This is a genomic window from Streptomyces pyxinae, from assembly GCF_024756275.1.
Lineage (GTDB): Bacteria > Actinomycetota > Actinomycetes > Streptomycetales > Streptomycetaceae > Streptomyces > Streptomyces pyxinae.
Genome location: NZ_JANUGQ010000015.1, coordinates 1 through 25595, shown reverse-complemented (window position 1 = coordinate 25595; position 25595 = coordinate 1). Strand labels below are relative to the sequence as shown.

Annotated in this window: 24 protein-coding genes and 2 pseudogenes; 15 read left to right on the top strand and 11 right to left on the bottom strand. The window is 73.3% G+C overall.

Annotated elements, in window-relative coordinates:
- Positions 1–35: 35 nt before the first annotated feature.
- Together NX801_RS18275 and NX801_RS18270 are read right to left on the bottom strand one after the other, a co-directional pair.
- Positions 36–1385 (bottom strand): D-arabinono-1,4-lactone oxidase, encoded by a 1350-nt coding sequence (locus tag NX801_RS18275; RefSeq protein ID WP_258788931.1) that lies wholly within the window; start codon positions 1383–1385, stop codon positions 36–38.
- Positions 1315–2643 carry an MFS transporter gene (locus NX801_RS18270; protein ID WP_258788826.1) on the bottom strand — a complete coding sequence of 443 codons (1329 nt, stop codon included), beginning with the start codon at positions 2641–2643 and terminating at the stop codon, positions 1315–1317. The genes NX801_RS18275 and NX801_RS18270 overlap by 71 nt, the downstream gene beginning before the upstream one ends.
- Before the next feature lie 389 nt (positions 2644–3032).
- Between NX801_RS18270 and NX801_RS18265 the strand changes: the two genes are divergently transcribed.
- Both NX801_RS18265 and NX801_RS18260 read left to right on the top strand, forming a co-directional pair.
- Complete coding sequence (locus NX801_RS18265; RefSeq protein WP_258788825.1) at positions 3033–4160, top strand: ferrochelatase; 1128 nt, start codon at positions 3033–3035, stop codon at positions 4158–4160.
- A gap of 9 nt (positions 4161–4169) precedes the next feature.
- Positions 4170–5003: an inositol monophosphatase family protein gene (locus NX801_RS18260; protein WP_258788824.1), complete on the top strand. Its 834-nt coding sequence runs from the start codon at positions 4170–4172 to the stop codon at positions 5001–5003.
- A 607-nt stretch (positions 5004–5610) separates the two neighbouring features.
- On the opposite strand, the gene NX801_RS18255 is transcribed toward NX801_RS18260, so the two are convergent.
- Positions 5611–5784 carry a hypothetical protein gene (locus NX801_RS18255; protein ID WP_258788823.1) on the bottom strand — a complete coding sequence of 58 codons (174 nt, stop codon included), beginning with the start codon at positions 5782–5784 and terminating at the stop codon, positions 5611–5613.
- A 370-nt stretch (positions 5785–6154) separates the two neighbouring features.
- On the opposite strand from NX801_RS18255, the gene NX801_RS18250 reads away from it, so the two are divergent.
- From NX801_RS18250 to NX801_RS18235, 4 genes are all read left to right on the top strand, one after another.
- Complete coding sequence (locus tag NX801_RS18250) at positions 6155–6808, top strand: response regulator transcription factor (protein ID WP_258788822.1); 654 nt, start codon at positions 6155–6157, stop codon at positions 6806–6808.
- 3 nt (positions 6809–6811) lie between these two features.
- Positions 6812–8050 carry a sensor histidine kinase gene (locus NX801_RS18245; RefSeq protein WP_258788821.1) on the top strand — a complete coding sequence of 413 codons (1239 nt, stop codon included), beginning with the start codon at positions 6812–6814 and terminating at the stop codon, positions 8048–8050.
- Between the two features lie 441 nt (positions 8051–8491).
- Positions 8492–8788, top strand: a complete 297-nt coding sequence (locus NX801_RS18240) for a DUF4193 domain-containing protein (protein ID WP_258788820.1) — start codon at positions 8492–8494, stop codon at positions 8786–8788.
- A 13-nt stretch (positions 8789–8801) separates the two neighbouring features.
- Positions 8802–9701 (top strand): hypothetical protein, encoded by a 900-nt coding sequence (locus NX801_RS18235; RefSeq protein ID WP_258788819.1) that lies wholly within the window; start codon positions 8802–8804, stop codon positions 9699–9701.
- A gap of 231 nt (positions 9702–9932) precedes the next feature.
- Here the strand turns inward: NX801_RS18235 and NX801_RS18230 are convergent, their stop codons facing one another.
- A complete protein-coding gene (locus tag NX801_RS18230) occupies positions 9933–10406 on the bottom strand; it encodes a DUF3093 domain-containing protein (protein ID WP_258788818.1) in 474 nt (157 codons plus the stop codon).
- 91 nt (positions 10407–10497) lie between these two features.
- Between NX801_RS18230 and NX801_RS18225 the strand changes: the two genes are divergently transcribed.
- The 7 genes from NX801_RS18225 to NX801_RS18195 all read left to right on the top strand — a co-directional run bounded on the left by NX801_RS18225 (position 10498) and on the right by NX801_RS18195 (position 17518).
- A complete protein-coding gene (locus NX801_RS18225) occupies positions 10498–11040 on the top strand; it encodes a PaaI family thioesterase (RefSeq protein WP_258788930.1) in 543 nt (180 codons plus the stop codon).
- On the top strand, positions 11040–11552 hold the full coding sequence (gene dut, locus NX801_RS18220; RefSeq protein ID WP_258788817.1) for a dUTP diphosphatase: 513 nt from the start codon (positions 11040–11042) through the stop codon (positions 11550–11552). Before NX801_RS18225 ends, dut begins: the two co-directional genes overlap by 1 nt.
- Position 11553: 1 nt before the next feature.
- The gene (locus tag NX801_RS18215) at positions 11554–12315 is read left to right on the top strand and encodes a DUF3710 domain-containing protein (RefSeq protein ID WP_258788816.1); all 762 of its coding nucleotides are present in this window, start codon (positions 11554–11556) and stop codon (positions 12313–12315) included.
- 651 nt (positions 12316–12966) lie between these two features.
- Positions 12967–15531, top strand: coding sequence for a sensor histidine kinase (locus NX801_RS18210; RefSeq protein ID WP_258788815.1), 2565 nt, complete (start codon positions 12967–12969; stop codon positions 15529–15531).
- Positions 15528–16214, top strand: a complete 687-nt coding sequence (locus NX801_RS18205; RefSeq protein ID WP_258788814.1) for a response regulator — start codon at positions 15528–15530, stop codon at positions 16212–16214. Before NX801_RS18210 ends, NX801_RS18205 begins: the two co-directional genes overlap by 4 nt.
- A 35-nt stretch (positions 16215–16249) precedes the next feature.
- A complete protein-coding gene (locus NX801_RS18200; RefSeq protein ID WP_258788813.1) occupies positions 16250–16648 on the top strand; it encodes an OB-fold nucleic acid binding domain-containing protein in 399 nt (132 codons plus the stop codon).
- Positions 16649–16651: 3 nt separating this feature from the next.
- On the top strand, positions 16652–17518 hold the full coding sequence (locus NX801_RS18195) for a DUF3159 domain-containing protein (RefSeq protein ID WP_258788812.1): 867 nt from the start codon (positions 16652–16654) through the stop codon (positions 17516–17518).
- Positions 17519–18246: 728 nt separating this feature from the next.
- On the opposite strand, the gene NX801_RS18190 is transcribed toward NX801_RS18195, so the two are convergent.
- Entirely contained in the window at positions 18247–18927 is a 681-nt protein-coding gene (locus NX801_RS18190) for a potassium channel family protein (protein ID WP_258788811.1), read from the bottom strand.
- A complete protein-coding gene (locus tag NX801_RS18185; protein ID WP_258788810.1) occupies positions 18927–19595 on the bottom strand; it encodes a potassium channel family protein in 669 nt (222 codons plus the stop codon). The genes NX801_RS18190 and NX801_RS18185 overlap by 1 nt, the downstream gene beginning before the upstream one ends.
- Positions 19596–19965: 370 nt before the next feature.
- Between NX801_RS18185 and NX801_RS18180 the strand changes: the two genes are divergently transcribed.
- Positions 19966–22023 carry an APC family permease gene (locus tag NX801_RS18180; protein WP_258788809.1) on the top strand — a complete coding sequence of 686 codons (2058 nt, stop codon included), beginning with the start codon at positions 19966–19968 and terminating at the stop codon, positions 22021–22023.
- Between the two features lie 399 nt (positions 22024–22422).
- On the top strand, positions 22423–23742 hold the full coding sequence (locus tag NX801_RS18175) for a class I SAM-dependent RNA methyltransferase (protein WP_258788929.1): 1320 nt from the start codon (positions 22423–22425) through the stop codon (positions 23740–23742).
- A 279-nt stretch (positions 23743–24021) separates the two neighbouring features.
- Here NX801_RS18175 and NX801_RS18170 read toward each other — a convergent pair whose 3' ends face one another.
- From NX801_RS18170 to NX801_RS18150, 5 genes and pseudogenes are all read right to left on the bottom strand, one after another.
- On the bottom strand, positions 24022–24147 hold the full coding sequence (locus NX801_RS18170) for a hypothetical protein (protein WP_258788808.1): 126 nt from the start codon (positions 24145–24147) through the stop codon (positions 24022–24024).
- A 9-nt stretch (positions 24148–24156) separates the two neighbouring features.
- Positions 24157–24597, bottom strand: coding sequence for a hypothetical protein (locus NX801_RS18165; protein WP_258788807.1), 441 nt, complete (start codon positions 24595–24597; stop codon positions 24157–24159).
- Positions 24598–24658: 61 nt separating this feature from the next.
- Entirely contained in the window at positions 24659–24886 is a 228-nt protein-coding gene (locus NX801_RS18160; RefSeq protein ID WP_258788806.1) for a hypothetical protein, read from the bottom strand.
- A 262-nt stretch (positions 24887–25148) separates the two neighbouring features.
- A pseudogene (locus tag NX801_RS18155) lies at positions 25149–25324 on the bottom strand (transposase); the annotation flags it as partial.
- 40 nt (positions 25325–25364) lie between these two features.
- A pseudogene (locus NX801_RS18150) lies at positions 25365–25595 on the bottom strand (IS630 family transposase); the annotation flags it as partial.

Genomic DNA, 25595 nt, shown 5'->3' with positions numbered 1-25595 from the left:
GCTCCGGCCGGGGCCGCCGCACCGATCGCGCGGGATCAGTCGCCCAGGACCCGCCGCAGGTGGTCGTTGCCGAACACTCGCCGCGGGTCCAGGCGGTCCCGGAGCGCGGTGAACTCCCCGAAGCGCGGATAGACCCCGGCCAGATAGCCGGCGTCCCGGGTGTGCACCTTGCCCCAGTGCGGCCGCCCGCCGTGCGCCGTCATGATCCGCTCGGCCGCCGTGAAGTACTCCCGGTACGGCACGCCCCGGTACATGTGCACCGCGAGGTACGCGGTCTCCCGGCCGGACGCGGTGGAGAGCGGGATGTCGTCGGCGGGCGCGGTCCGCACCTCCACGGGGAAGCTCACCCGCAGCGGCGACCGGTCGACCATCGCCCGCAGTTCGCGCAGCACGGCGATGACGGTCTCCCGGGGCAGCGCGTACTCCATCTCCATGAACCGCACCCGCCGGGAGCTGGTGAACACCTTGTACGGGATGTCCGTATAGGTACGGGCGGAGAGCGCCCGGCTGGTCACCCCGGCCATCGCGGGCACCGCCGGAGGCGCCAGCCGGCCGACCGTGTTGACCACCTGGAACATGCCGTTGGAGAGCAGCTCGTCCGCCACCCAGCCGGCGAACCGGCCGAGCGGCCGCGCCGGGCCCGCGCTGCGGTTGTTCCGCTTGACGCTGCACTGGTCGGTGTGCGGGAACCAGTAGAACTCGAAGTGCTCGTTCTCCGCGTGCAGCGCGTCGAAGTCCCCGGTCACCCGGTCGAAGCTCATCGGCTCCTCGCGGGCCGCCAGCAGGAAGAGCGGCTCCACCGCGAAGGTGAGCGCGGAGATGATCCCCAGGGCGCCAAGACCGACCCGGGCGGCGGCGAAGACGTCCGGGTTCTCCCCGGGCGAGCAGGTCAGCACCGAACCGTCCGCCGTCACCAGCTCCAGTTCCCGGATCTGTGCCGCGAGGGAGGCGGAGTCACGGCCGGTGCCATGGGTGCCGGTGCTGACGGCGCCCGCGACGGTCTGCTCCATGATGTCGCCCATATTGGTGAGCGAGAGGCCCTCCCGCGCCAGCGCCTGGTTCAGCCGCCGCAGTGGGGTGCCCGACTCCACGGTCACGGTCATGGCGCGGCGGTCGATCCGCCGGATGCCGGTCAGCAGGTCCGGCCGGATCAGCAGCCCGTCGGTGGCGGCGATGGCGGTGAAGGAGTGGCCGGTGCCGACCGTCTTGACCCGCAACCCCGCGTCGGCCGCCGTCCGGACCGCCCCGGCCAGCTCCGCCACGGAGGCGGGCCGGGCCTCCCGGGCGGGCCGGGCGGTGACATTGCCGGCCCAGTTACGCCAGGTGCCGCTCTTCCGGGCGCCCGCTGCCGTCGGGGTGTTCCGACCGGTCGTCGGGGCGCTCACGCTGTCCGGGCCGGTCGAGTGGTTCGGGTGCTGCGGGTTCCTGTAGTGCCTGCTCACGGTGACCCTCCCGCGTCGGTGCCGGCTCACGGAGCCGGGCGTACCCCAGGAACGCCACCGCGGCCGCGAGCACTCCCGCCACACCGGGCACCGCGTACCCCGCCGCCGCCCCATGGGCCTCGACCACCCAGCCGGCGGCGGCCGAACCCAGCGACACGCCGACCGCCAGCCCGGTACTCGTCCAGGACATGCCCTCGGTCAGCTTGCTGCGCGGTACGTGCGCCTCCACCAGGGCCATGGTGGTCACCATCGTCGGCGCGATGGCCAGCCCCGCGACAAAGAGCGCCACGGCCAGGAACGGCAGGCTCCCGGCCAGTTGGAGGGGGATCATACTCACGGCCATCGCGCAGACACCCACCACCCAGCGGCGGGACGGCGCTCCCTTGAGGTGCAGCAGGCCGAAGACCGCCCCGGCGAGACAGGAGCCGAGCGCGTAGACGGCCAGCACCAGGCTGGAGGCCGACTTGTTCCCCGCCTCGTCGGCGAAGGCCACGGTCACCACGTCCACCGCGCCGAAGATCGCCCCGGTGGCGACGAACGCGGCCATCAGCACCTGGAGCCCGGGGGAGCGCAGCGCGGAGCCCCCGCTGTGCTGCTCGGCCGGGTGCGGTGCCGGCTCGGTCTCCCGCTGGGCGGTGAGCCACCAGACGCCGACCGCCAGGAAGCCCGCCGCGAGCAGCGGACCGGCCTCCGGGAACCACATGGTGGACAGGCCGATGGAGATGATCGGACCGAAGATGAAGCAGACCTCGTCGACCACCGACTCCACCGAGTAGGCGGTGTGCAGCTCCCGGGGGGAGCCCTCGTAGATCGACGCCCAGCGGGCGCGGGTCATCGCGCCCACGCTCGGTATGCAGCCCGCGACGGCGGCGAAGACGAAGAGCGTCCAGTCCGGCAGCCCCTGCTGGGCGCAGATCAGCAGCCCCGCGACGGCGGCCAGCGCGACCAGCGTCACCGGCCGGAGTATCCGGCGCTGCCCGTGCCGGTCCACCAGCCGGGAGACCTGCGGCCCCAGCACGGCGGCGGAGAGCGCCAGCGTGCCGGAGAGGGTGCCCGCCAGGCCGTAGCGGCCGGTGATCTCGGACACCATGGTCATGATCCCGATGCCCATCATGGACAGCGGCATCCGGCCGAGCAGGCCGGCGGCGGAGAACTTCAGGGTGCCGGGGGCGGTGAAGACCGCGCGGTAGGGACTGGGCAAGGGGCACTCCGGCCAGAGCGTAAGGCGTACGGGCAGTCTTGACAGCTTACGTGTCGGGCGGCGGTACGCGCACAGCGGTTTTCGCCGCCCGGCCGGCGGGCAGGACCGGGCGGCGGGCGGCGCGGCCGGGTTCCGCCCCGGGCCGAACGCCTCCGCCCGGCCCGGAGCGGGCGGAGGCCGGGAACTCGGCCCGGGACGGCGCGGAGGACGCGGACCCGGCCGGCCCGGCGGAGTGCGGAGGACGGTGAGACGGGGACCGGGCCGGGGCGGGGAGCGGACGGGCGACCGGGACCCGGCCCGGGGCGGGGGAGCGGACGGGCGCCGGCGGTCCGGCGCGCCCGCGCACGGCGGTGTCCCGGGCCCCCGGGGCGGGTGGCAGGATCGATTCCATGTCCGATCAGCGCGATCCAGCCCCCTACGACGCCCTGTTGCTGCTCTCCTTCGGCGGGCCCGAGGGCCCCGACGACGTGGTCCCGTTCCTGGAGAACGTGACGCGCGGGCGCGGCATCCCCCGGGAACGGCTCAAGGAAGTGGGGCAGCACTACTTCCTGTTCGGCGGCGTCAGCCCCATCAACGACCAGAACCGGGCCCTGCTCGCCGCGCTGCGCGAGGACTTCGCCGACGCGGGCCTGGACCTCCCGGTCTACTGGGGCAACCGCAACTGGGCGCCCTGTCTCACGGACGCCCTCCGGGAAATGGTCGCGGACGGCCGGCGCCGGATCGCGGTCCTCGCCACCAGCGCCTACGCCTCCTACTCCGGCTGCCGGCAGTACCGGGAGAACCTGGCGGACGCGCTGGCCACGCTGGAGGCGGAGGGGCTGCCGCTGCCGCGCGTCGACAAGCTGCGCCACTACTTCAACCACCCCGGCTTCGTCGAGCCGGTCGTCGAAGGGGTGCTGGCCTCGCTCGCGGAGCTGGACGAGCCGGTACGGGACGGTGCCCGGCTCGCCTTCACCACCCACTCCATCCCGGAGTCGGCCGCCGACACCTCGGGCCCCGCCGGGGAGCACGGCGACGGCGGCGCCTATGTGCGCCAGCACCTCGACGTGGCGGAGCTGGTCGCCCTGGCGGTGCGCGAGGCCACCGGCGTCGACCACCCCTGGGACCTCGTCTACCAGTCGCGCAGCGGCGCCCCGCACATCCCGTGGCTGGAGCCGGACATCTGCGACCACCTGGAGGCGGTGCACGCCGCCGGGGCGCCGGCCGTCGTGATGGTGCCGATCGGCTTCGTCTCGGACCACATGGAGGTCCTGTACGACCTGGACACCGAGGCCACCGCCAAGGCCGCCGAACTCGGACTGCCGGTCCGCCGGTCCGCCACCGTCGGGGCCGACCCCCGGTTCGCCGCCGCAGTCCGGGAGCTCGTCCTGGAGCGCGCGGCGGCCGAGCGGGGCGCGCCCGTGGAGCGGTGCGCGCTCGGCGGCCTCGGACCCTCGCACGACCTGTGCCCGATCGGTTGCTGCCCGGCCCGCGCGGAGCGTCCCGCGGCCGCCGGTGCCGACAGCCCCTACGCGTAAGGAGCCACCGTGCCCGACCCCACCCCCGCGACCGTCCCGGACGCCGCCGACCCGCTCCTGGCCGAGCTGCTGGAGCTGGCCCTGACGGCGGCCCGCCGGGCGGGCGCCCTGCTGCGCGACGGCCGCCCGGACGACCTGGGCGTCGCGGCGACCAAGTCGAGCCCGATCGACGTGGTCACCGAGATGGACATCGCCGCCGAGAAGCTGATCACCGGCTTCCTCGCCGAGCACCGGCCGGACGACGGCCTGCTCGGCGAGGAGGGCGCGGCCACCGAGGGCAGCACCGGGATCCGCTGGGTCATCGATCCGCTGGACGGCACCGTGAACTACCTCTACGGCCTGCCGACCTGGTCCGTCTCGGTGGCGGCCGAGCGGGACGGCCGGACCCTGGTCGGCGTGGTCGAGGCGCCGATGCGGGGCGAGACCACCCGGGCGGTGCTCGGCGGCGGGGCCTTCCTCAACGACCGCCCGGTGCGCTGCCGCCCGGCGCCGCCGCTGGACCAGGCGCTGGTCTCGACCGGCTTCAACTACGTGACCCCGGTCCGGGCGCACCAGGCGGACGTGGCCCAGCGGCTCATCCCGCGCCTCCGCGACATCCGCCGCAGCGGTTCGGCCGCCATCGACCTGGCGGACGTGGCGGCGGGGAGGCTGGACGGTTTCTACGAGCGGGGGCTGCGGCCCTGGGACTGGGCGGCCGGCACCCTGATCGCCCGCGAGGCCGGAGCGCTCACCGGCGGCCGGCCGGGCCGGCCGGAGTCGGAGGAGCTGACGGTGGTGGCGGGTCCCGGCGTCTTCGAGCCGCTGCAAGAGCTGCTGGAGGAATTCGGCGCCTGGCACGACTGACCCCAGGCCCGTCCGCCGGATGCCGCGCACCGACCGGTCGGTGCGCCCGGCGGCCCGTCGTGCCGGGACCGGTGTGCCTGCCGGGCCCGATCGGGCCGCCCCGGCCGGGTGCGCCGACGGGTGTCTTCCGCCCCGGTGACCCGCCGTGCCGGGCGGGGGCGGAGGTCGCTCCGGGGGCGCGGGAGGCGCCGCGATCTCCGCCGGGGCTCCGGCCGGGTGCCCGAGGACCGGCGGGCCCGCCCTCGGAGCCGTACGGCCTCTGTCGTCCCGGACGGGGCGGGGAACCACCCGCGCCGCTCCGGGGTCACGGGCAGGGCCCCGGCGGGGTGCGCGGCCCCCGCGGCGGTGCGGCCCCGGGCGGCCTGCGGGCGGCCCCGGACGACGTCTGACGTGCCCCGGTGACGGCGCGGCCCCGGACGGCCCCCGGTGGCGCGCAGGGACAGCACAGGGCCCCGCGGCCGGCGTGCGGGGCCGCGGGGCCCTGGTGGGTACCGCTGTGCGGGTGGTTCGGGTGTTTCCATGAGGGCCGGTGGCGGCCCCCCGATCAGGTGTTTCAGGGGCCGGCGGCGGCCCGGCCGGGTGTTCCCCGGGGCTCTCGCCGCCCCGGTCAGGCCGTCGCCGCGCCGATCTCCACGCCGTGTTCGGCGGCGAGCCGGCGGAGGTCGTCCAGCTCCTCCTGCTCGACATCGGCGAGGAATTCGTCGCCGGTCTCCCGGGCGTACGTGAGGTCGTCCTCCGCCGCCCTTATGCGCTGCAGAATCCCGTCGGTGAAAGCGTCCATCGTGCGCCCCCTCGTCATGGGTCGGTGGCACGGGGGTGTGCCGAGGGTCGGATCGATCACACACGCCACCTCTGGGGGACAGAGCGGACGGCGCGCGCGAACAGCGCGATGTGATCGGGGTGTGCAGTCGTCCTCCCCCCGGCCCTCCGAGCGGAAACCTCGACCGGCCTCCGAATCAGGTGAACAGCCGGAAAACACCGCCCGGGAGCCGGTCCCCGGGGGCCGCCCGCGAGCCGTCTTACAGCCGGTTTACGCGCGTAAGGGGCAGGATGGACACGCACAGTCAAAGTGGGGAACTGCCCGGATCCGGGCCCCGGGGGTGCCTCGCGGCGAGCCCCGGCCCGGACGGGCTTCGTGGGAAGGAACAACCGTGCGCGTACTCGTCGTCGAGGACGAGCAACTGCTCGCCGACGCGGTGGCCACCGGTCTGCGCCGGGAGGCCATGGCCGTCGACGTGGTCTACGACGGCGCCGCCGCACTGGAGCGGGTGGAGGTCAACGACTACGACGTGGTGGTGCTCGACCGGGACCTCCCGCTGGTGCACGGCGACGACGTGTGCCGCCGGATCGTGGACCTCGGCATGCCGACCCGGGTCCTGATGCTCACCGCCTCCGGGGACGTCAGCGACCGGGTGGAGGGCCTGGAGCTGGGCGCGGACGACTATCTGCCCAAGCCCTTCGCCTTCACCGAGCTGACCGCGCGGGTGCGGGCCCTCGGCCGGCGCACCACGGTCCCGCTGCCGCCGGTCCTGGAGCGGGCCGGCATCAAGCTCGACCCCAACCGCCGCGAGGTCTTCCGGGACGGCCGGGAGATCCAGCTCGCGCCCAAGGAGTTCGCGGTCCTGGAGGTCCTGATGCGCAGCGAGGGCGCGGTCGTCTCGGCCGAGCAGCTGCTGGAGAAGGCGTGGGACGAGAACACCGACCCGTTCACCAATGTGGTCCGGGTGACCGTGATGACCCTGCGCCGCAAGCTCGGCGAGCCGCCGGTGATCGTCACCGTGCCCGGCTCGGGCTACCGGATCTGATCCGTGGCCACCGCCCCCGCCCCCGCGCCCCCGCCCCCGCACCACCCGCCGAAGCCCACCTGGGACCCCCGGGGCCCGGTGCGGCCCTGGCTGCGCCCCACCATCCGGATACGGCTGACGCTGCTGTACGGCGGCATGTTCCTGATCGCCGGGATCCTGCTGCTGTCGATCATCTACCTGCTGGCCGCGCAGGCGCTCCAGGTGATCAGCGAGCTGCCGTTCCGGGTGGTGAACGGCCAGGTCACCAGCAAGATCTGTGATTTCCCGACCAACGCCGACTCCGATGTGTTCAACGCGGCGATGAACACCTGCGTCCAGCAGCAGCGCCAGCACGCGCTCCAGGACCTGCTGCGCCGTTCGCTCTTCGCGCTGCTGGGGCTGAGCGTCATCGCCTTCGCCTTCGGCTACGCGATGGCGGGCCGGGTGCTCTCCCCGCTGGGCCGGATCACCCGCACCGCCCGTCAGGTGGCCGGTTCCGACCTGGCCCGCCGGATCAAGCTGGACGGCCCGGACGACGAGCTCAAGGAGCTGGCCGACACCTTCGACGAGATGCTGGAGCGGCTGGAGCGGGCGTTCAGCGCCCAGCAGCGGTTCGTCGCCAACGCCTCGCACGAGCTGCGCACCCCGCTGGCGATCAACCGGACCCTGCTGGAGGTCCACCTCTCCGATCCCGGGGCCCCGGCCGAGCTCCAGCAGCTGGGCCGGACCCTGCTCGCCACCAATGAGCGCAGTGAGCAACTGGTGGAGGGCCTGCTGCTGCTCGCCCGCAGTGACAACCAGATCGCCGAGCGCAAACCGGTGGACCTCGCCGAGGTCGCCGTGCGCGCCATCGAGCAGGTGCGGGGCGAGGCGGCCGAGAAGCACGTCGAGATCCGGGGCGAGCGGGCCCCGGTGGTCGTCCAGGGCAATGGCGTCCTGCTGGAGCGGATCGCGCTGAACCTGGTGCAGAACGCCGTCCGGTACAACATCCCGGACGGCGGCTGGGTCGAGGTGGTCACCGAGACCGCCCCGGGCCGGGCCGTGCTGGTCGTCTCGAACACCGGTCCCGTCGTTCCCGCGTACGAGATCGACAACCTCTTCGAGCCTTTCCGGCGGCTGCGCACCGAGCGCACCGGCAGTGACAAGGGGGTCGGCCTCGGCCTCTCCATCGTCCGCTCGGTGGCCCGGGCGCACGGCGGGCACATCGCCGCGGAGCCCCGGGAGGGCGGTGGCCTGGTGATGCGGGTCACTCTGCCGCTGTGATCCTCCCGGTGACACGCCGGGCACACGACGGGTGCCGCGCCGGGTGACACCCCCGGTCCGCCGGTGAACCTTGTTCGCTTTAAGCGGAAATGTCGGCCCCTGATCAACGCACCCCACTGTGTGTTCCGTCACAGTGACTCCTTTCCGGCCAGCCACGCACGGTGATCGCATCTGCCGCTGGAAGGCCGGAAAAGTCCGGGTTTCCCGGGGGTGTGATGACGGGAAGTACAGGGGGTGGCCCCTGCGCGCGGCCACCCCGGGACGGTGTACGGTCCCGTTCGCCACCCGCCACCGATCACCCATGAGGGGTCCGGTTGGGTGTCGATTGAGTAACAGACCTTGATGTGAGGCAAAATCTCCGCCTCAGGTCGGGCACAAGTCCGGCCTCTCACGCGTTACGTGCGCTGGAGACACCGCAAACACCCAGAGGGGGAGAGCGACATGGCAACGGATTACGACACCCCACGCAAGACCGACGACGACGTCGACTCGGACAGCCTGGAAGAGCTGAAGGCCAGGCGGAACGACAAGTCGACCTCGACCGTCGACGTCGACGAGTTCGAGGCCGCCGAGGGCCTGGAACTGCCCGGCGCGGACCTCTCCAACGAGGAGCTGGCCGTCCGGGTGCTGCCCAAGCAGGCCGACGAGTTCACCTGCATGAGCTGCTTCCTGGTCCACCACCGCAGTCAGCTGGCCCGCGAGAAGAACGGCCAGCCGATCTGCCGGGACTGCGAGTAGGGACCGGCCGGCCGTGGCAGGCGACAACCCGTCCCGGAAGCGACGCTTCCGGCTCCCCAGGAAGCCGGAGGCGTACCAGGGCGGCCCGAGCCCGGAACCGGACGCGTCCGACGCGTCCGCCGAGCCCGGCGCGCTCCTGCCCCACCCCGGCGCGCGTGACGACGAGCGGGGCCCCGCGGCCTCGCTCGAAGGCGGCGCCGGCACCGCACCGCAGGCCGGCAGGGGGCGGCGGCTGGACGCCGTCCGGCGCGGTGTGCGGAAGAGCCGCGAGGGCGCCCGGGCCGGTCTCGGTCACCTCGCGGACCGGGTCATCGAGACGGCCCCGCGGGTGCCCGTCCGGGACCTGGCGACCCTGCGCCGGCAGTTTCCGGGGCTCGGCCCCGAGCAGCTGGCGGACAAGCTGATCGCGGGCGCGGCGAACGCCACCTCCACCGTCGGAGCGGGTGTCGGCGCGGCCGCCATGCTGCCGGTGCCACCGGCGATGCCGGCCGAGCTGGCCGCCGAGATCACCGGTGTGGCGGCGATCGAGCTCAAGCTCATCGCCGAGCTGCACGAGGTCTACGGCCTCCGCGCGCCCGGCACCCTCCGGGAGCGCGCCGTCGCGTATCTGACCTCCTGGACGGAGGAGCGCGGTGTGGACGTGACCAAGCCGACCACGCTCAACGCCGCCCTGGGCGGCCGGATGAAGCGCGAACTGCGCCAGCAGATCATGAAGCGGATGGTGCGGAACATGCCGAGCCTGATGCCGTTCATGATCGGCGCCACCGTCGGCGCGGTGATGAACCGCCGCGACACCAAGAAGCTCGCCGAGCACATCCGTACCGACCTGCGCGAGCGGCAGGTGCCCTGGGACGCCCTCGCGGACCTGCCCCCGCTGGACCAGCCCGCGAAACCCAAGGAACTCGGCTTCTGAGACCCTGCCGGCCGGTCCGGTGACCGCCCGCCGATCCTGAGACGACCGCCGGTCCGGTGACCGACCAGTGGTCCTGAGACGACCGCCGGTCCGGTGGCCGCCCAGTGGTCCGGTGACCGCCCGCCGGTCCGGTGACCCGGTCCCACGAGCCGGGGCGCCCCGTCGCGGTGACACCCGTGCCCGGGGTCGTCAGGCGCTGATGCCCGTGCCCGGGCACGTCAGGCGGGGTCGTCAGGCGGTGGTCCTGACCCGCCGCACGGCCGCGACCAGGCCCTGCGGGTCGCGGGTCGAGAGATAGAGGTACGGCGTGGGGTCCGCCGGGTCCGTCACCGGAATCCGCACCGCCGTCGGCACATAGCTCCGCAGCAGCATGAACGCGCGCGGATCGGCCTTGTGGCTCCGCCAGGCCCGGGTCTCCTCGGCGTCCAGCGCCTCCGGTTCGCCGAGTGCCGTTCCCGGGATCCGGGCCGTCCCCGCGACCAGCGAGCCGGCCACCACCCGGATGCGCGCGGAGCCGTACGAACTCACCGCCGCGGCCGTCAGCGCCGTGGCGACGATCAGACCGCCCAGCATCGGCAGCGTCCCCAGCGGCAGCATGATCAGCGCCCCCGACAGACCCACCAGGGCGGTGATCAGCCACCAGGAGCGGGGCGCGGTGAGACGTTCGTCGTACTGCGGCGCGGAAGCCGGGGCAGAGGGCTGCATGAGCCCAAGCTTGGCACGGCGCGACCGGTGCGCCGCCGCGCGGGTAAGGTCTGCGCCTGTGAGCAACGCACTGACGCCACCCGCCGACGCCGTGCCGCCGCAGCGGCACCCCGACGCGCCCGCCCCCGGCGAACTGCTCGGGGCCCATTACGCGCACTGCTTCGGCTGCGGCGGCGGCCAGCCGCACGGGCTGCATCTGGCGGCGCGGGCCGGCGAGGGCGTGACCGTCACCGCGGAGTTCACCGTGACCGCCGACCACCAGGGCGCTCCCGGACTCGCGCACGGCGGAGTGCTCGCCACCGCGCTCGACGAGACGCTCGGCTCGCTGAACTGGCTGCTGCGGGTGATCGCGGTGACCGGGCGGCTGGAGACCGACTTCGTGCGCCCGGTGCCCGTCGGCACGGTGCTGCACCTCGACGCCGAGGTCACCGCCGTGCGCGGACGGAAGATCTACTCCCGGGCGACCGGGCGGATCGGGGGCCCCGACGGGCCGGTGGCCGTCCGCGCCGACGCTCTTTTCATTGAGGTCAAGGTCGATCATTTCATCGACAACGGCCGTCCGGAGGAGATCCGGGCGGCGATGGCCGATCCCGACCAGGTCCGGCGCGCCCGCGCCTTCGAGGTGAACCCCTGATGCCCAACCCGCTCGACGTACTGATCCGCCGCGTGGATCCGGAGGTCCCGATCCCGGCGTACGGCCACCCCGGCGACGCCGGTGCCGACCTCGTCACCACCGAGGCGGCCGAGCTGGCCCCCGGCGAGCGTGCCGTCCTGCCCACCGGTATCTCCCTCGCCCTGCCGGACGGCTACGCGGCCTTCGTGCACCCGCGTTCCGGCCTCGCCGCCCGCTGCGGAGTGGGCTTTGTGAATGCCCCGGGGACGGTGGATGCCGGGTACCGTGGAGAGATCAAGGTGATCGTGGTCAACCTGGACCCGCGCGAGAGCGTGCGGTTCGAGCGGTTCGACCGGATCGCCCAGCTGGTCGTTCAGCAGGTCGAGAGGGTCCGCTTCCACGAGGTGGCGGAGCTTCCCGGCTCGGCGCGGGCCGAGGGGGGCTTCGGGTCCACCGGCGGCCATGCCGCCGTCGAGAGCAGTTCGGGTGGGAATCGATACGCATCGGTCGTATCCGACCGGGAAGGACAGTGACGTGTTCGGACGTCGCAAGAAGAGCGGAACCGCCGACACGGCGGGCGAGGCCGAGCAGGTCGTCGACGACGAGGTCGGCACTGACGACGCGGCGGACCAGCCGCGCCGGGTGAACCTTCCGCCGGCGCCCCGGCCCGACGGGCCGTGGGACGTCTCCGAGGTCGCCCGGCCCGACGAGGGCCGCGTCGACCTGGGCGGCGTCTTCGTGCCCGGCGTCGAGGGCATGGAACTCCGGGTGGAGGTCGCGGGCGACGCGATCGTGGCGGCGACGGTCGTGCTGCGGGACAGCGCGATCCAGCTCCAGGCGTTCGCCGCGCCCAAGAAGGAGGGCATCTGGGGCGAGGTCCGCGAGGAGATCGCCTCCGGGATCACCCAGCAGGGCGGGGTCATCGACGAGGTCGAGGGCCCCCTCGGCTGGGAGCTGCGCGCCCAGGTCCCGGTCCAGCTGCCCGACGGCACCGGCGGTGTGCAGCTGGTGCGGTTCGTCGGCGTGGACGGGCCCCGCTGGTTCCTGCGCGGGGTGATCTCCGGCCAGGGCGCGGTGCAGCCGGGGGCCGCCGGACTGCTGGAGCAGGTCTTCCGGGACACCGTCGTGGTCCGGGGCGAGGGCCCGATGGCACCGCGCGACCCGATCGTCCTCAAGCTGCCGAACGACGCGCAGATGGTGCCCGAGGGCGTCCAGCAGGAGGACCAGGAGACCTCCCGGTTCTCCGGCGGCATGGGACAGCTCCAGCGCGGTCCCGAGATCACCGAGGTGCGCTGAGCCGGGTCCTCGGCCCCCGGGTACCGGACTTCCCGGACCTGGGACTTCCCGGGTGCCGGGCCCCGGATTTCCCGGCCGGCGGCCCCGGGCCCCGGACTTCCCGGCCGGCGGCCCCGGGCCCCGGACTTCCCGGCCGGCGGCCCCGGGCCCCGGACTTCCCGGCCGGCGGACCCCGGTCCCCGGGCCGACGGCCGGTCGCCTTCCGGCCCGACGGGCCGTATCCCGCAGGAGCGGGGTGCGGCCCGTCGGCCGTTGTACGGCCAGGGCGCCCGAGGCGCTCGGGGTACGCGGAGTGCTCGGGCGCGGGCGCTCAGGGGTGGCCGGGGCTGACGCGCCGCCGGGGTGGCCCGTCGCTCCCGGAGGGGGCGGGGGCCGGGGGCGTCAGAAACGCGTCAAAAGGGGCCGTCCACCTCCTTCCTGGGCCCTGCCGTCCGCCGTGCTGGTCGTAAAGTCGGTCTGCGCGGCCGGACGGCCGGCACCCGGCGCGGTCCGGCGACCGGTGCCGGAACGCGGCCGGAAGGCCCGTACGGAAGCGCGGCCGGGCGGCTCGCACGGGGGAGCGGCCGGGCGGCCCGGCCCCGTACGGGCGGCCCGCGGCCGGGGCCGTCCCGGTGGCGGGGCGCGGAGGACAGAGCGGCAGACAATGGGGCCATGGGACGCGGCAAACTACGGATCTACCTCGGTGCGGCACCGGGCGTCGGCAAGACGTACGCCATGCTCTCCGAGTGCCATCGGCGCGTCGAGCGGGGCACGGACTGCGCGGTCGCCTTCGTGGAGCACCACGAACGCCCCCGCACCCAGGCGCTGCTGCACGGCCTCGAACAGCTTCCCCGCCGGGAGCTGACCCACCGGGGCGCCGCCTTCACCGAGATGGACGTGGACGCGGTGCTGGCCCGCCGCCCCGCCGTCGCCGTCGTGGACGAGCTGGCGCACACCAATGTCCCCGGCTCCCGGAACGCCAAGCGCTGGCAGGACGTCGAGGAACTGCTCGCCGCCGGCGTCGACGTGGTCTCCACCGTCAACATCCAGCACCTGGAGTCCCTCGGGGACGTGGTGGAGTCGATAACCGGCGTACGGCAGCAGGAGACCGTCCCCGACGAGTTCGTCCGCCGCGCCGACCAGATCGAGCTGGTCGACATGTCGCCCCAGGCACTTCGCCGCCGGATGGCGCACGGCAACATCTACCGTCCCGACAAGGTGGACGCGGCCCTCTCCAACTACTTCCGTCCCGGCAACCTCACCGCCCTGCGCGAGCTGGCCCTCCTCTGGACCGCCGACCGGGTGGACGAGTACCTCCAGCAGTACCGGGGCGAGCACAACATCCGCACCACCTGGCAGGCCCGGGAGCGCATCGTCATCGGGCTCACCGGCGGCCCCGAGGGACGCACCCTCATCCGCCGGGCCGCGCGGATGGCGGCCAAGGGCTCCGGCGGCGAGATCCTCGCCGTCTACATCGCCCGCAGCGACGGGCTGACCTCCGCCTCCCCGAAGGAACTGGCCGTCCAGCGCACCCTGGTCGAGGACCTCGGCGGCAGCTTCCACCATGTGATCGGCGACGACGTGCCGCCGGCCCTGCTGGAGTTCGCGCGCGGGGTCAACGCCACCCAGATCGTGCTGGGCTCCAGCCGCCGCAAGACCTGGCAGTACGTCTTCGGCCCCGGCGTCGGCGCCACCGTCGCCCGCGACTCCGGGCCCGACCTGGACGTGCACATCGTCACCCACGAGGAGGTCGCCAAGGGCCGGGGGCTGCCCGTCGCCCGGGGCGCCCGCCTCGCCCGCTCCCGGATCATCTGGGGCTGGGCCGCCGGAGTCCTGGGCCCCGCCCTGCTGACCCTGCTGCTCACCCATGTCGACGCGGACCTCGGGCTCGCCAACGACATGCTGCTCTTCCTCTCCCTGACCGTCACCTCCGCCCTGCTCGGCGGGCTGGCCCCCTCGCTCGCCTCGGCCGCCTTCGGCTCCCTGCTGCTGAACTGGTTCTTCGCCCCGCCGCTGCACCGCTTCACGGTCGCGGACCCCAAGAACATCGTGGCCATCACCGTCTTCTTCGGAGTGGCCGTCTCGGTCGCCTCCGTGGTCGACCTGGCGGCCCGCCGCACCCACCAGGCCGCCCGGCTGCGCGCCGAGTCCGAGGTGCTCTCCTTCCTGGCCGGCAGCGTGCTGCGCGGCGAGACCGCGCTGCCCGCCCTGCTGGAGCGCGTACGGGAGACCTTCTCCATGGAGTCCGTCGCCCTGCTGGAGCGCGCGGGCGACGTGGAGCCGTGGACGCTGGCCGCCGGGGTCGGCCCGCGTCCGGTCGCCCGGCCCGAGGACGGGGACGTGGACATGCCGGTGGGCGACCACATGGCGCTGGCCCTCTCCGGCCGGGTGCTGCCGGCCGAGGACCGCCGGGTGCTCGGCGCGTTCGCCGCGCAGGCCGCCGTCGTCCTGGACCGCCAGCGGCTGGTCGGAGAGGCCGAGGAGGCCCGTAAGCTCGCCGAGGCCAACAAGATCCGTACGGCGCTGCTGGCCGCCGTCAGCCACGACCTGCGCACCCCGCTCGCCGGGATCAAGGCGGCTGTCTCCTCGCTGCGCTCCGACGACGTGGAGTGGTCCGAGGAGGACCGGGCCGAGCTGCTGGAGGGCATCGAGGCGGGCGCCGACCGGCTCGACCACCTGGTCGGCAACCTGCTCGACATGTCCCGCCTCCAGACCGGCACGGTCACCCCGCTGATCCGGGTCACCGACCTGGACGAAGTGGTCCCCATGGCACTCGGCGGCGTCCCCGACGGCAGCGCCGTGCTGGACATCCCCGAGACCCTGCCGATGGTGGAGGTGGACAAGGGGCTGCTGGAGCGGGCGGTCGCCAACATCGTGGAGAACGCCGTCAAGTACAGCACCGGGACCGTCCCCGTCCTCGTCTCGGCCAGCGCGCTCGCGGACCGGGTGGAGGTCCGGGTGATCGACCGCGGCCCCGGGGTGCCCGAGGAGGCCCGGGAGCGCATCTTCGAACCGTTCCAGCGCCTCGGGGACGTCCCGCGCGGGGCCGGGGTGGGCCTCGGCCTCGCTGTGGCGCGCGGCTTCGCCGAGGCGATGGGCGGCACCCTCGCCGCCGAGGACACCCCCGGCGGCGGACTCACCATGGTCCTCACCCTCCGGGCGGCACGCGTCCGCACCGGCACCGGCCCGGACGCCCCCGCCGAGCCCGACCCTCTCCAGAAAGCAGGCCGCCCATGACCCGGGTGCTCGTGGTCGACGACGAGCCGCAGATCGTCCGCGCGCTCGTGATCAACCTGAAGGCACGCACCTACGAGGTGGACGCCGCCCCGGACGGCGCCACCGCCCTCGAACTGGCCGCCGCGCGCCACCCCGACGTGGTGGTGCTGGACCTCGGCCTGCCCGACATGGACGGCGTCGAGGTGATCAAGGGCCTGCGCGGCTGGACCCGGGTGCCGATCCTGGTGCTCTCCGCCCGGCACACCTCCGACGAGAAGGTGGAGGCCCTGGACGCCGGCGCCGACGACTATGTGACCAAGCCCTTCGGCATGGACGAGCTGCTCGCCCGGCTGCGGGCGGCCGTCCGCCGGGCCGAACCGGTCGGCGGCGGCGACGGCGAGGTGGTCGTGGTGGAGACCGACGGCTTCACGGTCGACCTGGCCGCCAAGAAGGTCAACCGGGACGGCCGGGACGTCCGGCTGACCCCGACCGAGTGGCATCTGCTGGAGGTGCTGGTGCGCAACGGCGGCCGGCTGGTCGGCCAGAAGCAACTGCTCCAGGAGGTCTGGGGACCGTCGTACGGCACCGAGACCAACTACCTGCGGGTCTACATGGCCCAGCTGCGCCGGAAGCTGGAGGCCGACCCCTCGCACCCGCGCCACTTCATCACCGAGCCGGGCATGGGATACCGCTTCGAACGCTGACGGCCGTGACGGTGGCGGCCGGTAGGCTTTCCGGTATGAGTGCCGCACCGCGAACAGAGAAGCCGGCCGGTCGCTTCCGCCGGATGCTCGACCGGTTGTCCACCTCCCAGGGCGACCTGGAGTCCCAGGAGCTCCGGGAGGACAGCCGGGCGTCGGGGTGCACCCGGATCTCCGAGTGCGACGACCGCCAGATCGTGAAGGTGACTGGTACCTTGCGGACGGTCACCCTGCGTCCGCGGGCCGGTGTGCCGGCGCTGGAGGCGGAGCTCTTCGACGGTACGGCCCCGCTGGACGTGGTGTGGCTGGGCCGGCGTTCGATCACGGGCATAGAACCGGGCCGCAGGCTCATCGCCTCGGGCCGGATCTCCATGAGTCACGGCCGCCGGGTCCTCTTCAACCCCAAATACGAGCTCCGACCGCTCGGACAGGAGTAGCCGGTGACGTCCTTCGACAAGCCGACCGCAGCCCAGGGCGACCAGGATCCCCGGAGTCCCCAGGATTTCCGGGATTCCCGGCACGGTGACACCGCCGGCGCGCCCGCCCCGGGTCCGGCCGGGTCGCACGACTCCCGGGCGGCGACCGAGGCCGCGCTCTTCGAGGCGTTCGGCGGGGTGCTGGGGATGGTGGAGACGGTCCTCCCCGGCCTGCTCTTCGTCACGATCTACACGATCAACAAGGACCTGCACATCTCGGCCATCGCGGCCCTGGCGGTCTCCCTGGTCCTCGGCGTCGCCCGGCTGATCCGCCGGGACACCGTCAAGCACGCGTTCAGCGGGGTCTTCGGGGTCGCCTTCGGCGTGGTCTTCGCGATGATGACCGGGAACGCCAAGGACTTCTACCTCCCCGGCATGCTCTACACGCTGGGCCTGGGCGTCGCCTACATCGCCACCACCCTGGCGGGCGTCCCGCTGATCGGCCTGATCCTCGGCCCGGTCTTCAAGGAGAACCTCTCCTGGCGCACCCGGAACCCCGGCCGGAAGAAGGCGTACGCCAAGGCCAGCTGGGCCTGGGGACTGATCCTGCTCGCCAAGTGCGCGGTCCTCTTCCCGCTCTACTGGTGGGCCGACACCACCCAGCTCGGCTGGGTGCTGGTGTCGCTGAAGATCCCGCCGTTCCTGCTCGCGGTGTATCTGACCTGGCTGTTCCTGGCGAAGGCCCCGGCGCCGATCGACGTCTTCGCGGAGATGGAGGCGGCCGAGCGCGCCGAGAAGGCGGAGAAGGCCGCCGCCCAGGCCGAGCGGGAGCACCGGGCCGCCGTGGCCGCCCCGCCCCCGGCCGGCCGGCCGCACCGCAACGAGGTCTGATCCCCGCGAGGGAGGACTGGGTGCCGGGGTTGCGACGGGCGGCCTCCGGCCCGCCTGCTTCGAGCGCCGGGCCCGGTCCGCTCCCGGGGCCCCGGCCGGGCGGTGCTCACCGGCCCGCCTGCCCCTGTGCGGGCGGGTGCCGCATCTGCTCGGCCCGCAGCGCTCCCGGGCACCGGCCTGCTCCGGGCGCCGGGCCCGGTCCGTTCCCGTACGGGTACCTCCTCGGGCTGGCGGTGCGCACCCGCGCGGCTCACCGGTCCCGGTGCCGTACCCGGCCGCCGCCGCGCGGGCCCGGGGCGGTAGCGGGGCCACCGCCCTGCGGGCCCGGGGCGGTAGCGGGGCCACCGCCCTGCGGGGCCGCCGGGCGGCGCCCGTCCGACTCCCGGCTCCCGTCCGACTCCCGGCGCCCGTCGGCCTCGGAGCCGTGTCGTCGCCGCCGCGCGGGCCGGGGCGGCGCGGGACCACTGCCCTGCCCGGGCCCCGGGGCTCGCAGGGCTGCCGGGTGGCCAGGTAGGCGGAGTCGTACGGCTTCTCAGGTTTTCAGGGTTCGCCGGAGTCCTCGGGGCCGTACGGCATCGTCCGCGCCGGCCCGCCCCGATTCGCCGGCTCGGCCCGGTCCGCCCCGGAGTGGGGCCGGTGAGCGCGGGCGGGCACCGTACGACCGCGTGGCGGAGGCCCGGAACCCGTGTGGGTTCCGGGCCTCCGCCGTACCGGGTCCGGGCGGGCGCTCAGTCCCGGGCGCCGGCCTCGCGGCGTACCGACAGCAGGTCCTCCAGCTGCTCCTCCCGGGCCTGCGCGGCCACGAACAGCAGCTCGTCGCCCGCCTCCAGGGTTTCCTCGGGGCTCGGGGTGAGCACCCGGGGCCCCCGGATGATGGTGACCAGCGAGGTGTCCTGCGGCCAGGCCACATCCCCCACCTGGGTACCGGCGATCGCGGACTCCGGCGGCAGCGTCAGCTCGACCAGGTTGGCGTCGCCGTGGCTGAAGCGCAGCAGCCGGACCAGGTCGCCGACGCTCACCGCCTCCTCCACCAGCGCCGACATCAGCCGGGGCGTGGAGACGGCGACATCCACGCCCCACGACTCGTTGAACAGCCACTCGTTCTTCGGGTTGTTGACCCGGGCGACGACCCGGGGCACCGCGTACTCGGTCTTGGCCAGCAGCGAGACGACCAGGTTCACCTTGTCGTCACCGGTCGCGGCGATGACCACATTGCAGCGCTGCAGCGCCGCCTCGTCCAGCGAGGTGATCTCGCAGGCGTCGGCCAGCAGCCACTCCGCCTGCGGCACCCGCTCCACCGAGATGGCGGTCGGCGCCTTGTCGATGAGCAGGACCTCGTGCCCGTTCTCCAGCAGCTCGCCCGCGATGGAACGACCCACCGCGCCCGCGCCGGCGATCGCGACCCGCATCAGTGACCGCCCTCCTCGGGGCCCTCGGCGAACGACGCCTCGACCTTCTCGATCTCGTCCGTCCGCATCATCACGTGGACCAGGTCGCCTTCCTGCAGAACCGTCTGCGAGGTGGGCAGCACCGCCTCGCCGAGCCGGGTGAGAAACGCCACCCGTACCCCCGTCTCCTCCTGGAGGGTGCTCACCTTGTGGCCGATCCACGCGGGCGAGGTGTGCACCTCGGCCAGCTGGACGCCGCCGCTCGGGTCGCGCCACAGCGGCTCCGCGCCCGAGGGCAGCAGCCGGCGCAGCATCTGGTCGGCGGTCCAGCGGACCGTGGCGACCGTCGGGATGCCCAGCCGCTGGTAGACCTCGGCGCGCCGGGGGTCGTAGATCCGCGCCGCGACGTTCTCGATGCCGAACATCTCCCGGGCGACCCGGGCGGCGATGATGTTCGAGTTGTCGCCGCTGCTCACGGCGGCGAAGGCGCCCGCCTCCTCGATCCCCGCCTCACGCAGGGTGTCCTGGTCGAAGCCGACCCCGGTCACCCGCCGGCCGCCGAAACCGGCGCCGAGCCGGCGGAAGGCCGTGGGGTCCTGATCGACGACCGCGACCGTGTGCCCCTGCTGTTCCAGGGTCGTCGCGAGGGCGGCGCCCACCCGGCCACACCCCATGATCACGATGTGCACTCCGCTTACCCCGCACTCCTGGTCTCTGCGCTGACCTGCGAAAACACCCTGATCACTCTTCTCTCTCAGCCTGCCAGGCAATGATGGGGGCAACGGTGCGCGGTGTTGCCTCCTGCCGAGCTTATCGACCTTTTGACACCGTTCCCGGGTCGCCCGCCCCGGGGACCCCGCTCCTGGCGGAGGACGGGTCACGGCCACCGGCCGGCCGGGCGTCCCCGGTGCTCCGGCGGCCTCCGCCGTGTCGCGGAACACCTCGGCAGGTCGCTGTCCGGCTACACGCCGTGGTGGCCGCGTTAAGGGTCCGCAAGTTTCTTCGGCGCGGAGGGTGGTGAGTGGGCCAGTCGTATTAAGAACGCTTACGATCCTCTGCGTGTCCAAACTGACCGACGTGCCCAAACGGATCCTGATCGGCCGGGCGCTCCGCAGCGACAGGCTCGGAGAGACCCTTCTCCCCAAGCGGATCGCGCTCCCCGTCTTCGCATCCGACCCGCTCTCCTCGGTGGCGTACGCGCCGGGTGAGGTCCTGCTGGTCCTCTCCATCGCGGGTGTGTCGGCGTACCACTTCAGCCCCTGGATCGCGGTCGCCGTCGTGGTCCTGATGTTCACGGTCGTCGCCTCCTACCGGCAGAACGTGCACGCCTACCCGAGCGGCGGCGGCGACTACGAGGTCGCCACCACCAACCTCGGCCCCAAGGCCGGGCTCACCGTGGCGAGCGCGCTGCTGGTCGACTATGTGCTGACGGTGGCCGTCTCGATCTCCTCCGGCGTCGAGAACCTCGGCTCCGCCATCCCGTTCGTCGTCGAGCACAAGGTGTTCTGCGCGATCGCGATCATCGTGCTGCTCACGCTGATGAACCTGCGCGGTGTGAAGGAGTCGGGCAAGCTCTTCGCGATCCCCACCTATGTCTTCGTCGCCGGCGTCTTCGTGATGATCGCCTGGGGCGCCTTCCGGGCGCTGGTCCTGGGCGACAGCATGCGGGCGCCGACCGCCGACTTCGAGATCAAGCCCGAGCACCAGGGACTGGCCGGCTTCGCGCTGATCTTCCTGCTGCTGCGCGCGTTCTCCTCCGGCTGTGCCGCGCTCACCGGCGTGGAGGCGATCAGCAACGGCGTCCCCGCCTTCCGCAAGCCCAAGAGCCGGAACGCCGCGACCACGCTGGCGTTGATGGGCGGCCTCGCCGTCACCATGTTCTGCGGCATCATCGGGCTGGCCATGGCGACCGACGTCAAGATGGCCGAGACCCCGGCCAGCGATCTGATCCGGAACGGCGCCCCGGTCGGCGCGGACTACGTCCAGAACCCGGTGATCTCCCAGGTCGCCGCCGCCGTCTTCGGTCAGGGCACCTTCTTCTTCGTGCTGCTCGCCGCCGCCACCGCGCTGGTGCTCTTCCTGGCCGCGAACACCGCGTACAACGGCTTCCCGCTGCTCGGCTCGATCCTGGCGCAGGACCGCTATCTGCCGCGGCAGCTGCACACCCGGGGCGACCGGCTCGCGTTCTCCAACGGCATCGTGCTGCTGGCGGGCGCCGCGATCCTGCTGGTCGGGCTGTACGGGGCGGACTCCACCCGGCTGATCCAGCTCTACATCGTGGGCGTCTTCGTCTCCTTCACGCTCAGCCAGACCGGCATGGTCCGGCACTGGAACCGCCACCTGGCGACCGAGCGTGACCCCGCCAAGCGCCGGCACATGGTCCGCTCCCGGGCGATCAACACCTTCGGCGCCTTCTTCACCGGACTGGTGCTGGTGGTCGTGCTCGCCACCAAGTTCACCCACGGCGCCTGGGTCGCCCTGCTGGGCATGGTCATCTTCTACGGGACGATGAGCGCGATCCGTAAGCACTACGACCGGGTCGCCGCCGAGATCTCCGCGCCCGACGAGCCGGGGGACGAGAGTGTACGGCCCTCCCGGGTGCACTCGATCGTGCTGGTCTCCAAGGTCCACCGGCCGACTCTGCGGGCGGTCGCGTACGCCAAGCTGATGCGCACCGACACCCTGGAGGCGCTCAGCATCAACGTCGACGCGGCCGAGACCAAGGCGCTGCGCGCCGAGTGGGAGCGGCGCGGCATCAATGTGCCGCTGAAGATCCTGGACTCCCCGTACCGGGAGATCACCCGGCCGGTCATCGAGTACGTCAAGAGCCTGCGCCGGGAGAGCCCCCGGGACGCGGTGAGCGTGATCATCCCCGAGTACGTGGTGGGGCACTGGTACGAGCACCTGCTGCACAACCAGAGCGCCCTGCGCCTGAAGGGCCGGCTGCTCTTCACGCCGGGCGTCATGGTGACCTCGGTCCCGTACCAGCTCCAGTCCTCCGAGGCGGCCAAGCGCCGGGCCAAGCGGCGCCAGGAGTGGAGCGCCCCCGGCGCCGTCCGCCGCGGCCCCGTCGCGGAGCGCCCCCCCGGCCGCGAGGAGCCGGCCGCCCGGCCGTGAGCCGAGGCCCCGGGGGGCGGGCCGTGCGGGTGCGGGCCGCGCGGTGGGTGCGGCCCGGCCGCCCGGGGTGTGCGCCTCCGGGAGCGCGGGGGCGGGCCGTGTAGGGGTGCGGGCCGGGAATGCGGGGTCGGCCCCGGTCGTGCAGAGCTCGGCCGAGGGCCTCGGGGGTGCGGGGTCGGCCCGGTCCTCCCGGGAGCGGTGGTCAGGGGACGGGCTCATACGGGCTCCCTGGCATCGCCGCCACCCGCCTTGTCGGAGGCTGTCCGTCCGGGCGCGTAGACTGGTGGGCTGCGCCGCCGGGCGCCCGCCGGGGTACCCGCCCCCGGCGTCCGGCCCGTCCAGGCCCTTCCTTCCCCGATGTCCCTGACATCCCCCGATCCGCGCTGGAGTCACCCCGCCATGCCGAACGCCCCCGAGTCCTCGCTGATCGGTACGGAGTACGAGGTCGAGGTCGGTCCCGTCGCGCACGGCGGCCACTGCGTCGCCCGCACCGACGAGGGCCGGGTGCTCTTCGTCCGGCACTCGCTGCCCGGCGAGAAGGTCGTCGTCCGGGTGACCGAGGGCACCGAGGACTCCCGCTTCCTGCGCGCCGACGCGGTCCGGGTGCTGGAGCCGTCCAAGGACCGGATCGAGGCGCCCTGCCCGTACGCCGGCCCCGGCCGGTGCGGCGGCTGCGACTGGCAGCACGCCAAGCCGGGTGCCCAGCGCCGGCTGAAGGGTGAGGTCGTCGCCGAGCAGCTGAGCCGGCTGGCCGGGCTCACCCCCGAGGAGGCCGGCTGGGACGGCACCGTGGTCCCGGCCGAGGGCGACAAGCTCCCGGCCGGCGAGGTCCCCGCCTGGCGGACCCGGGTCCAGTACGCGGTCGACGCCTCCGGCCGGGCCGGACTGCGGAGGCACCGGTCGCACGAGGTGGAGCCGGTCGACCACTGCCTGATCGCGGCGCCCGGGGTGAGCGAGCTGGGCGTCGAGAAGCGCTCCTGGGACGGCATGGCCTCGGTGGAGGCGATCGCCGCCTCCGGTTCGGGCGACCGCCAGGTGGTGCTCACCCCGCGCCCCGGCGCCCGCCTCCCCATCGTGGAGCTGGACCGCCCGGTCTCGGTGCTGCGCGTCCATGAGGGCGACGGCTCGGTGCACCGGGTGCACGGCCGCCCCTTCGTCCGCGAGCGCGCCGACGACCGCACCTACCGGGTCGGCGACGGCGGCTTCTGGCAGGTCCACCCGAAGGCCGCCGACACCCTGGTGCGCGCGGTGATGCAGGGCCTGCTGCCCCGCAAGGGCGACACCGCCCTGGACCTCTACTGCGGCGTCGGCCTCTTCGCGGGCGCCCTGGCCGACCGGGTGGGCGACAAGGGCGCCGTGCTCGGCATCGAGTCGGGCAAGCGCGCCGTGGAGGACGCCCGGCACAACCTCCAGCACTACGACCGGGTGCGCATCGAGCAGGGCAAGGTGGAGCAGGTCCTCCCGCGCACCCGGATCACCGAGGTCGACCTCATCGTCCTGGACCCGCCCCGCGCCGGCGCCGGCCGGCAGACCGTCCGCCACCTCGCCTCCCTGGGCGCCCGCCGCATCGCCTACGTGGCCTGCGACCCCGCCGCCCTCGCACGCGACCTCGCCTACTTCCGCACCGCCGGCTACCGCCCCCGCACCCTCCGCGCCTTCGACCTGTTCCCGATGACGCACCATGTCGAGTGCGTGGCGATCCTGGAGCCGGTGAAGTAAGGACTCCTGACCTGCGGTTCTATGCGTGCGCATGATGTGCGGTGCGGGCGTTACGGGCGACATCTTGACGCTCGTTCCGATGGAGTGTCAGGCGGCACGTTGGGCAGGTCGGGCCCTGCCGTAAGGCGTATATCGATGGAGCGCCGAGGGCGGGCGGCCTTCTGCGTGGAGCTGCTCGTTCCTGATGATCACTTGCCTCATACGAACCCAGCCAATGCCGTGAGGTGCGATGCCTGGCCGTCGCAGGTCGTTGATCTGCGATGGAGTTGCATGTCAAGGTCACAGCAGGTACGAGAAGCGCAGTGCCCCACCCTCCTCGCGATAGCGGCCCCGGCCGCGCTTCTCGTAAGGGTTGGGGAGCATCTGGATGGCCACCTTGTGCGGGGTGAGTGCGTGGGTGACCACCAGGAGGCGCTAGCGGTCGTTGCCCGCGTGCTGGCGGGCCGCGCGGACCTCGCTCTCTCCCAGCTCGAAGCGTCCGCCTTCGCCTGCGGTCGCCTTCTCCAGCAGGAACGCCCGCCACTCCCCGGTCTCGCCCCGCTTGGCGAACTCCTCGGGCGCGGCAAGGAGGCGTCCGGCGATCGCCTTGAGGCTCTTCGACACGTCCTGCCCGGCGGCGACCACCGCCGCCAGGTCCTCACCGGCGGACGCGCGGCCCCAGCCCCGGCCGAAGACGGCGCCGCTCGCCCTGATCAGCCGGCCGTCCGCCGACGGTACGTACAGTCCGAGCGAGGAGATCTCCGTCCCGCCCAGCGAACGCCGCAGCTGCCACAGCCGGAAGACGAACCGCAGGGTCTGGAGCCGCAGCCGGAGATCGCTGCTCGCGCTGAGCGCCTGCCGTACGTGGTCCAGCAAGCCTCTTGTGTCGTACGGCCGGACGAGCTCCTCCTGCTCAAGGAAGGCGCGGGCGGACCGCCTACGCGTACGCTCGCCGGGGTCCTTCCAGACCAACGACTCTCCGCAGGTCGGTGACGTCGAGCGCGCCCGCCTCCACCGCCTCCTCGGTGCCGGAGCAGGCACCCGGGTTCTCGGCGGCTACGACCGCCATTGACCCGAAGTTGCCCACCGAGACGACGATCCGCTCCCCGCATGCCGTGGCCTCCGCCGACATCTCGACCCTGGCGTGCAGGCTCGCATCCGGCACCTGGCGATCGGCCATGCAACGGGTGCCGAAGTGGGCGTCCAGTCTGGCCGCCAGCCGCTCGAACAGCGCTCGTGTCGCCGCGTGTCGTAACCGGGGGATGCTCCACCGGCTCCGGATCGTCCAGGCGATGAAGGAGGGCGTTCAGGTCGGCATCGCTATAGGTCGTCCACCCATGATGGCGAAGCGGCCACAAGCAGCACAGCTCGGTCGCAGGCAGTGGTGCTGGCTGGCCAGGCGGCGGGGTCGGCCGGTTGCAGGGAGCACGTTCATAGACCGTCTGCCACGGCCCAAAGCGCTCGGGCAGGTCACGCCACGGGGCCCCGGTCCGCAACCGCCACAGCACCCCGTTGATCACCTGCCGATGATCCCGCCACGGCCGACCACGGCCATCGACACCCGGCAGCAGGGGCTCTGTCCGCCCTACGCCGCATTGGTCAGCTCACCATGACCCACCACAAGATCAATTATGAGACAGGACCTAGTGACCTGAGTCAGAGATTCGTCGGCAGTAGGCGGCGACCTTGTCGAGGATCTCGTCGGCTGTCTTCGTCCAGACGAAGGGTCCGGGGTGCTCGTTCCAGTCGGCGAGCCAGGTCCGGATGTCGCGTTCGAGGGCCTGGACGGAGCGGTGGACGCCGCGCTTGAGCTTCGTCTGGGTGAGTTCGGCGAACCATCGTTCCACCAGGTTCAGCCAGGACGCGCTGGTCGG

Excerpts from the sequence above, each read along its gene's own strand:
- NX801_RS18265 (WP_258788825.1), top strand. The coding sequence starts at position 3,033 with ATGTCCGATCAGCGCGATCCAGCCCCCTACGACGCCCTGTTGCTGCTC.
- NX801_RS18255 (WP_258788823.1), bottom strand. The coding sequence starts at position 5,784 with ATGGACGCTTTCACCGACGGGATTCTGCAGCGCATAAGGGCGGCGGAG.
- NX801_RS18240 (WP_258788820.1), top strand. The coding sequence starts at position 8,492 with ATGGCAACGGATTACGACACCCCACGCAAGACCGACGACGACGTCGAC.
- NX801_RS18230 (WP_258788818.1), bottom strand. The coding sequence starts at position 10,406 with ATGCAGCCCTCTGCCCCGGCTTCCGCGCCGCAGTACGACGAACGTCTC.
- dut (WP_258788817.1), top strand. The coding sequence starts at position 11,040 with ATGCCCAACCCGCTCGACGTACTGATCCGCCGCGTGGATCCGGAGGTC.
- NX801_RS18210 (WP_258788815.1), top strand. The coding sequence starts at position 12,967 with ATGGGACGCGGCAAACTACGGATCTACCTCGGTGCGGCACCGGGCGTC.
- NX801_RS18205 (WP_258788814.1), top strand. The coding sequence starts at position 15,528 with ATGACCCGGGTGCTCGTGGTCGACGACGAGCCGCAGATCGTCCGCGCG.
- NX801_RS18200 (WP_258788813.1), top strand. The coding sequence starts at position 16,250 with ATGAGTGCCGCACCGCGAACAGAGAAGCCGGCCGGTCGCTTCCGCCGG.
- NX801_RS18190 (WP_258788811.1), bottom strand. The coding sequence starts at position 18,927 with ATGCGGGTCGCGATCGCCGGCGCGGGCGCGGTGGGTCGTTCCATCGCG.
- NX801_RS18175 (WP_258788929.1), top strand. The coding sequence starts at position 22,423 with ATGCCGAACGCCCCCGAGTCCTCGCTGATCGGTACGGAGTACGAGGTC.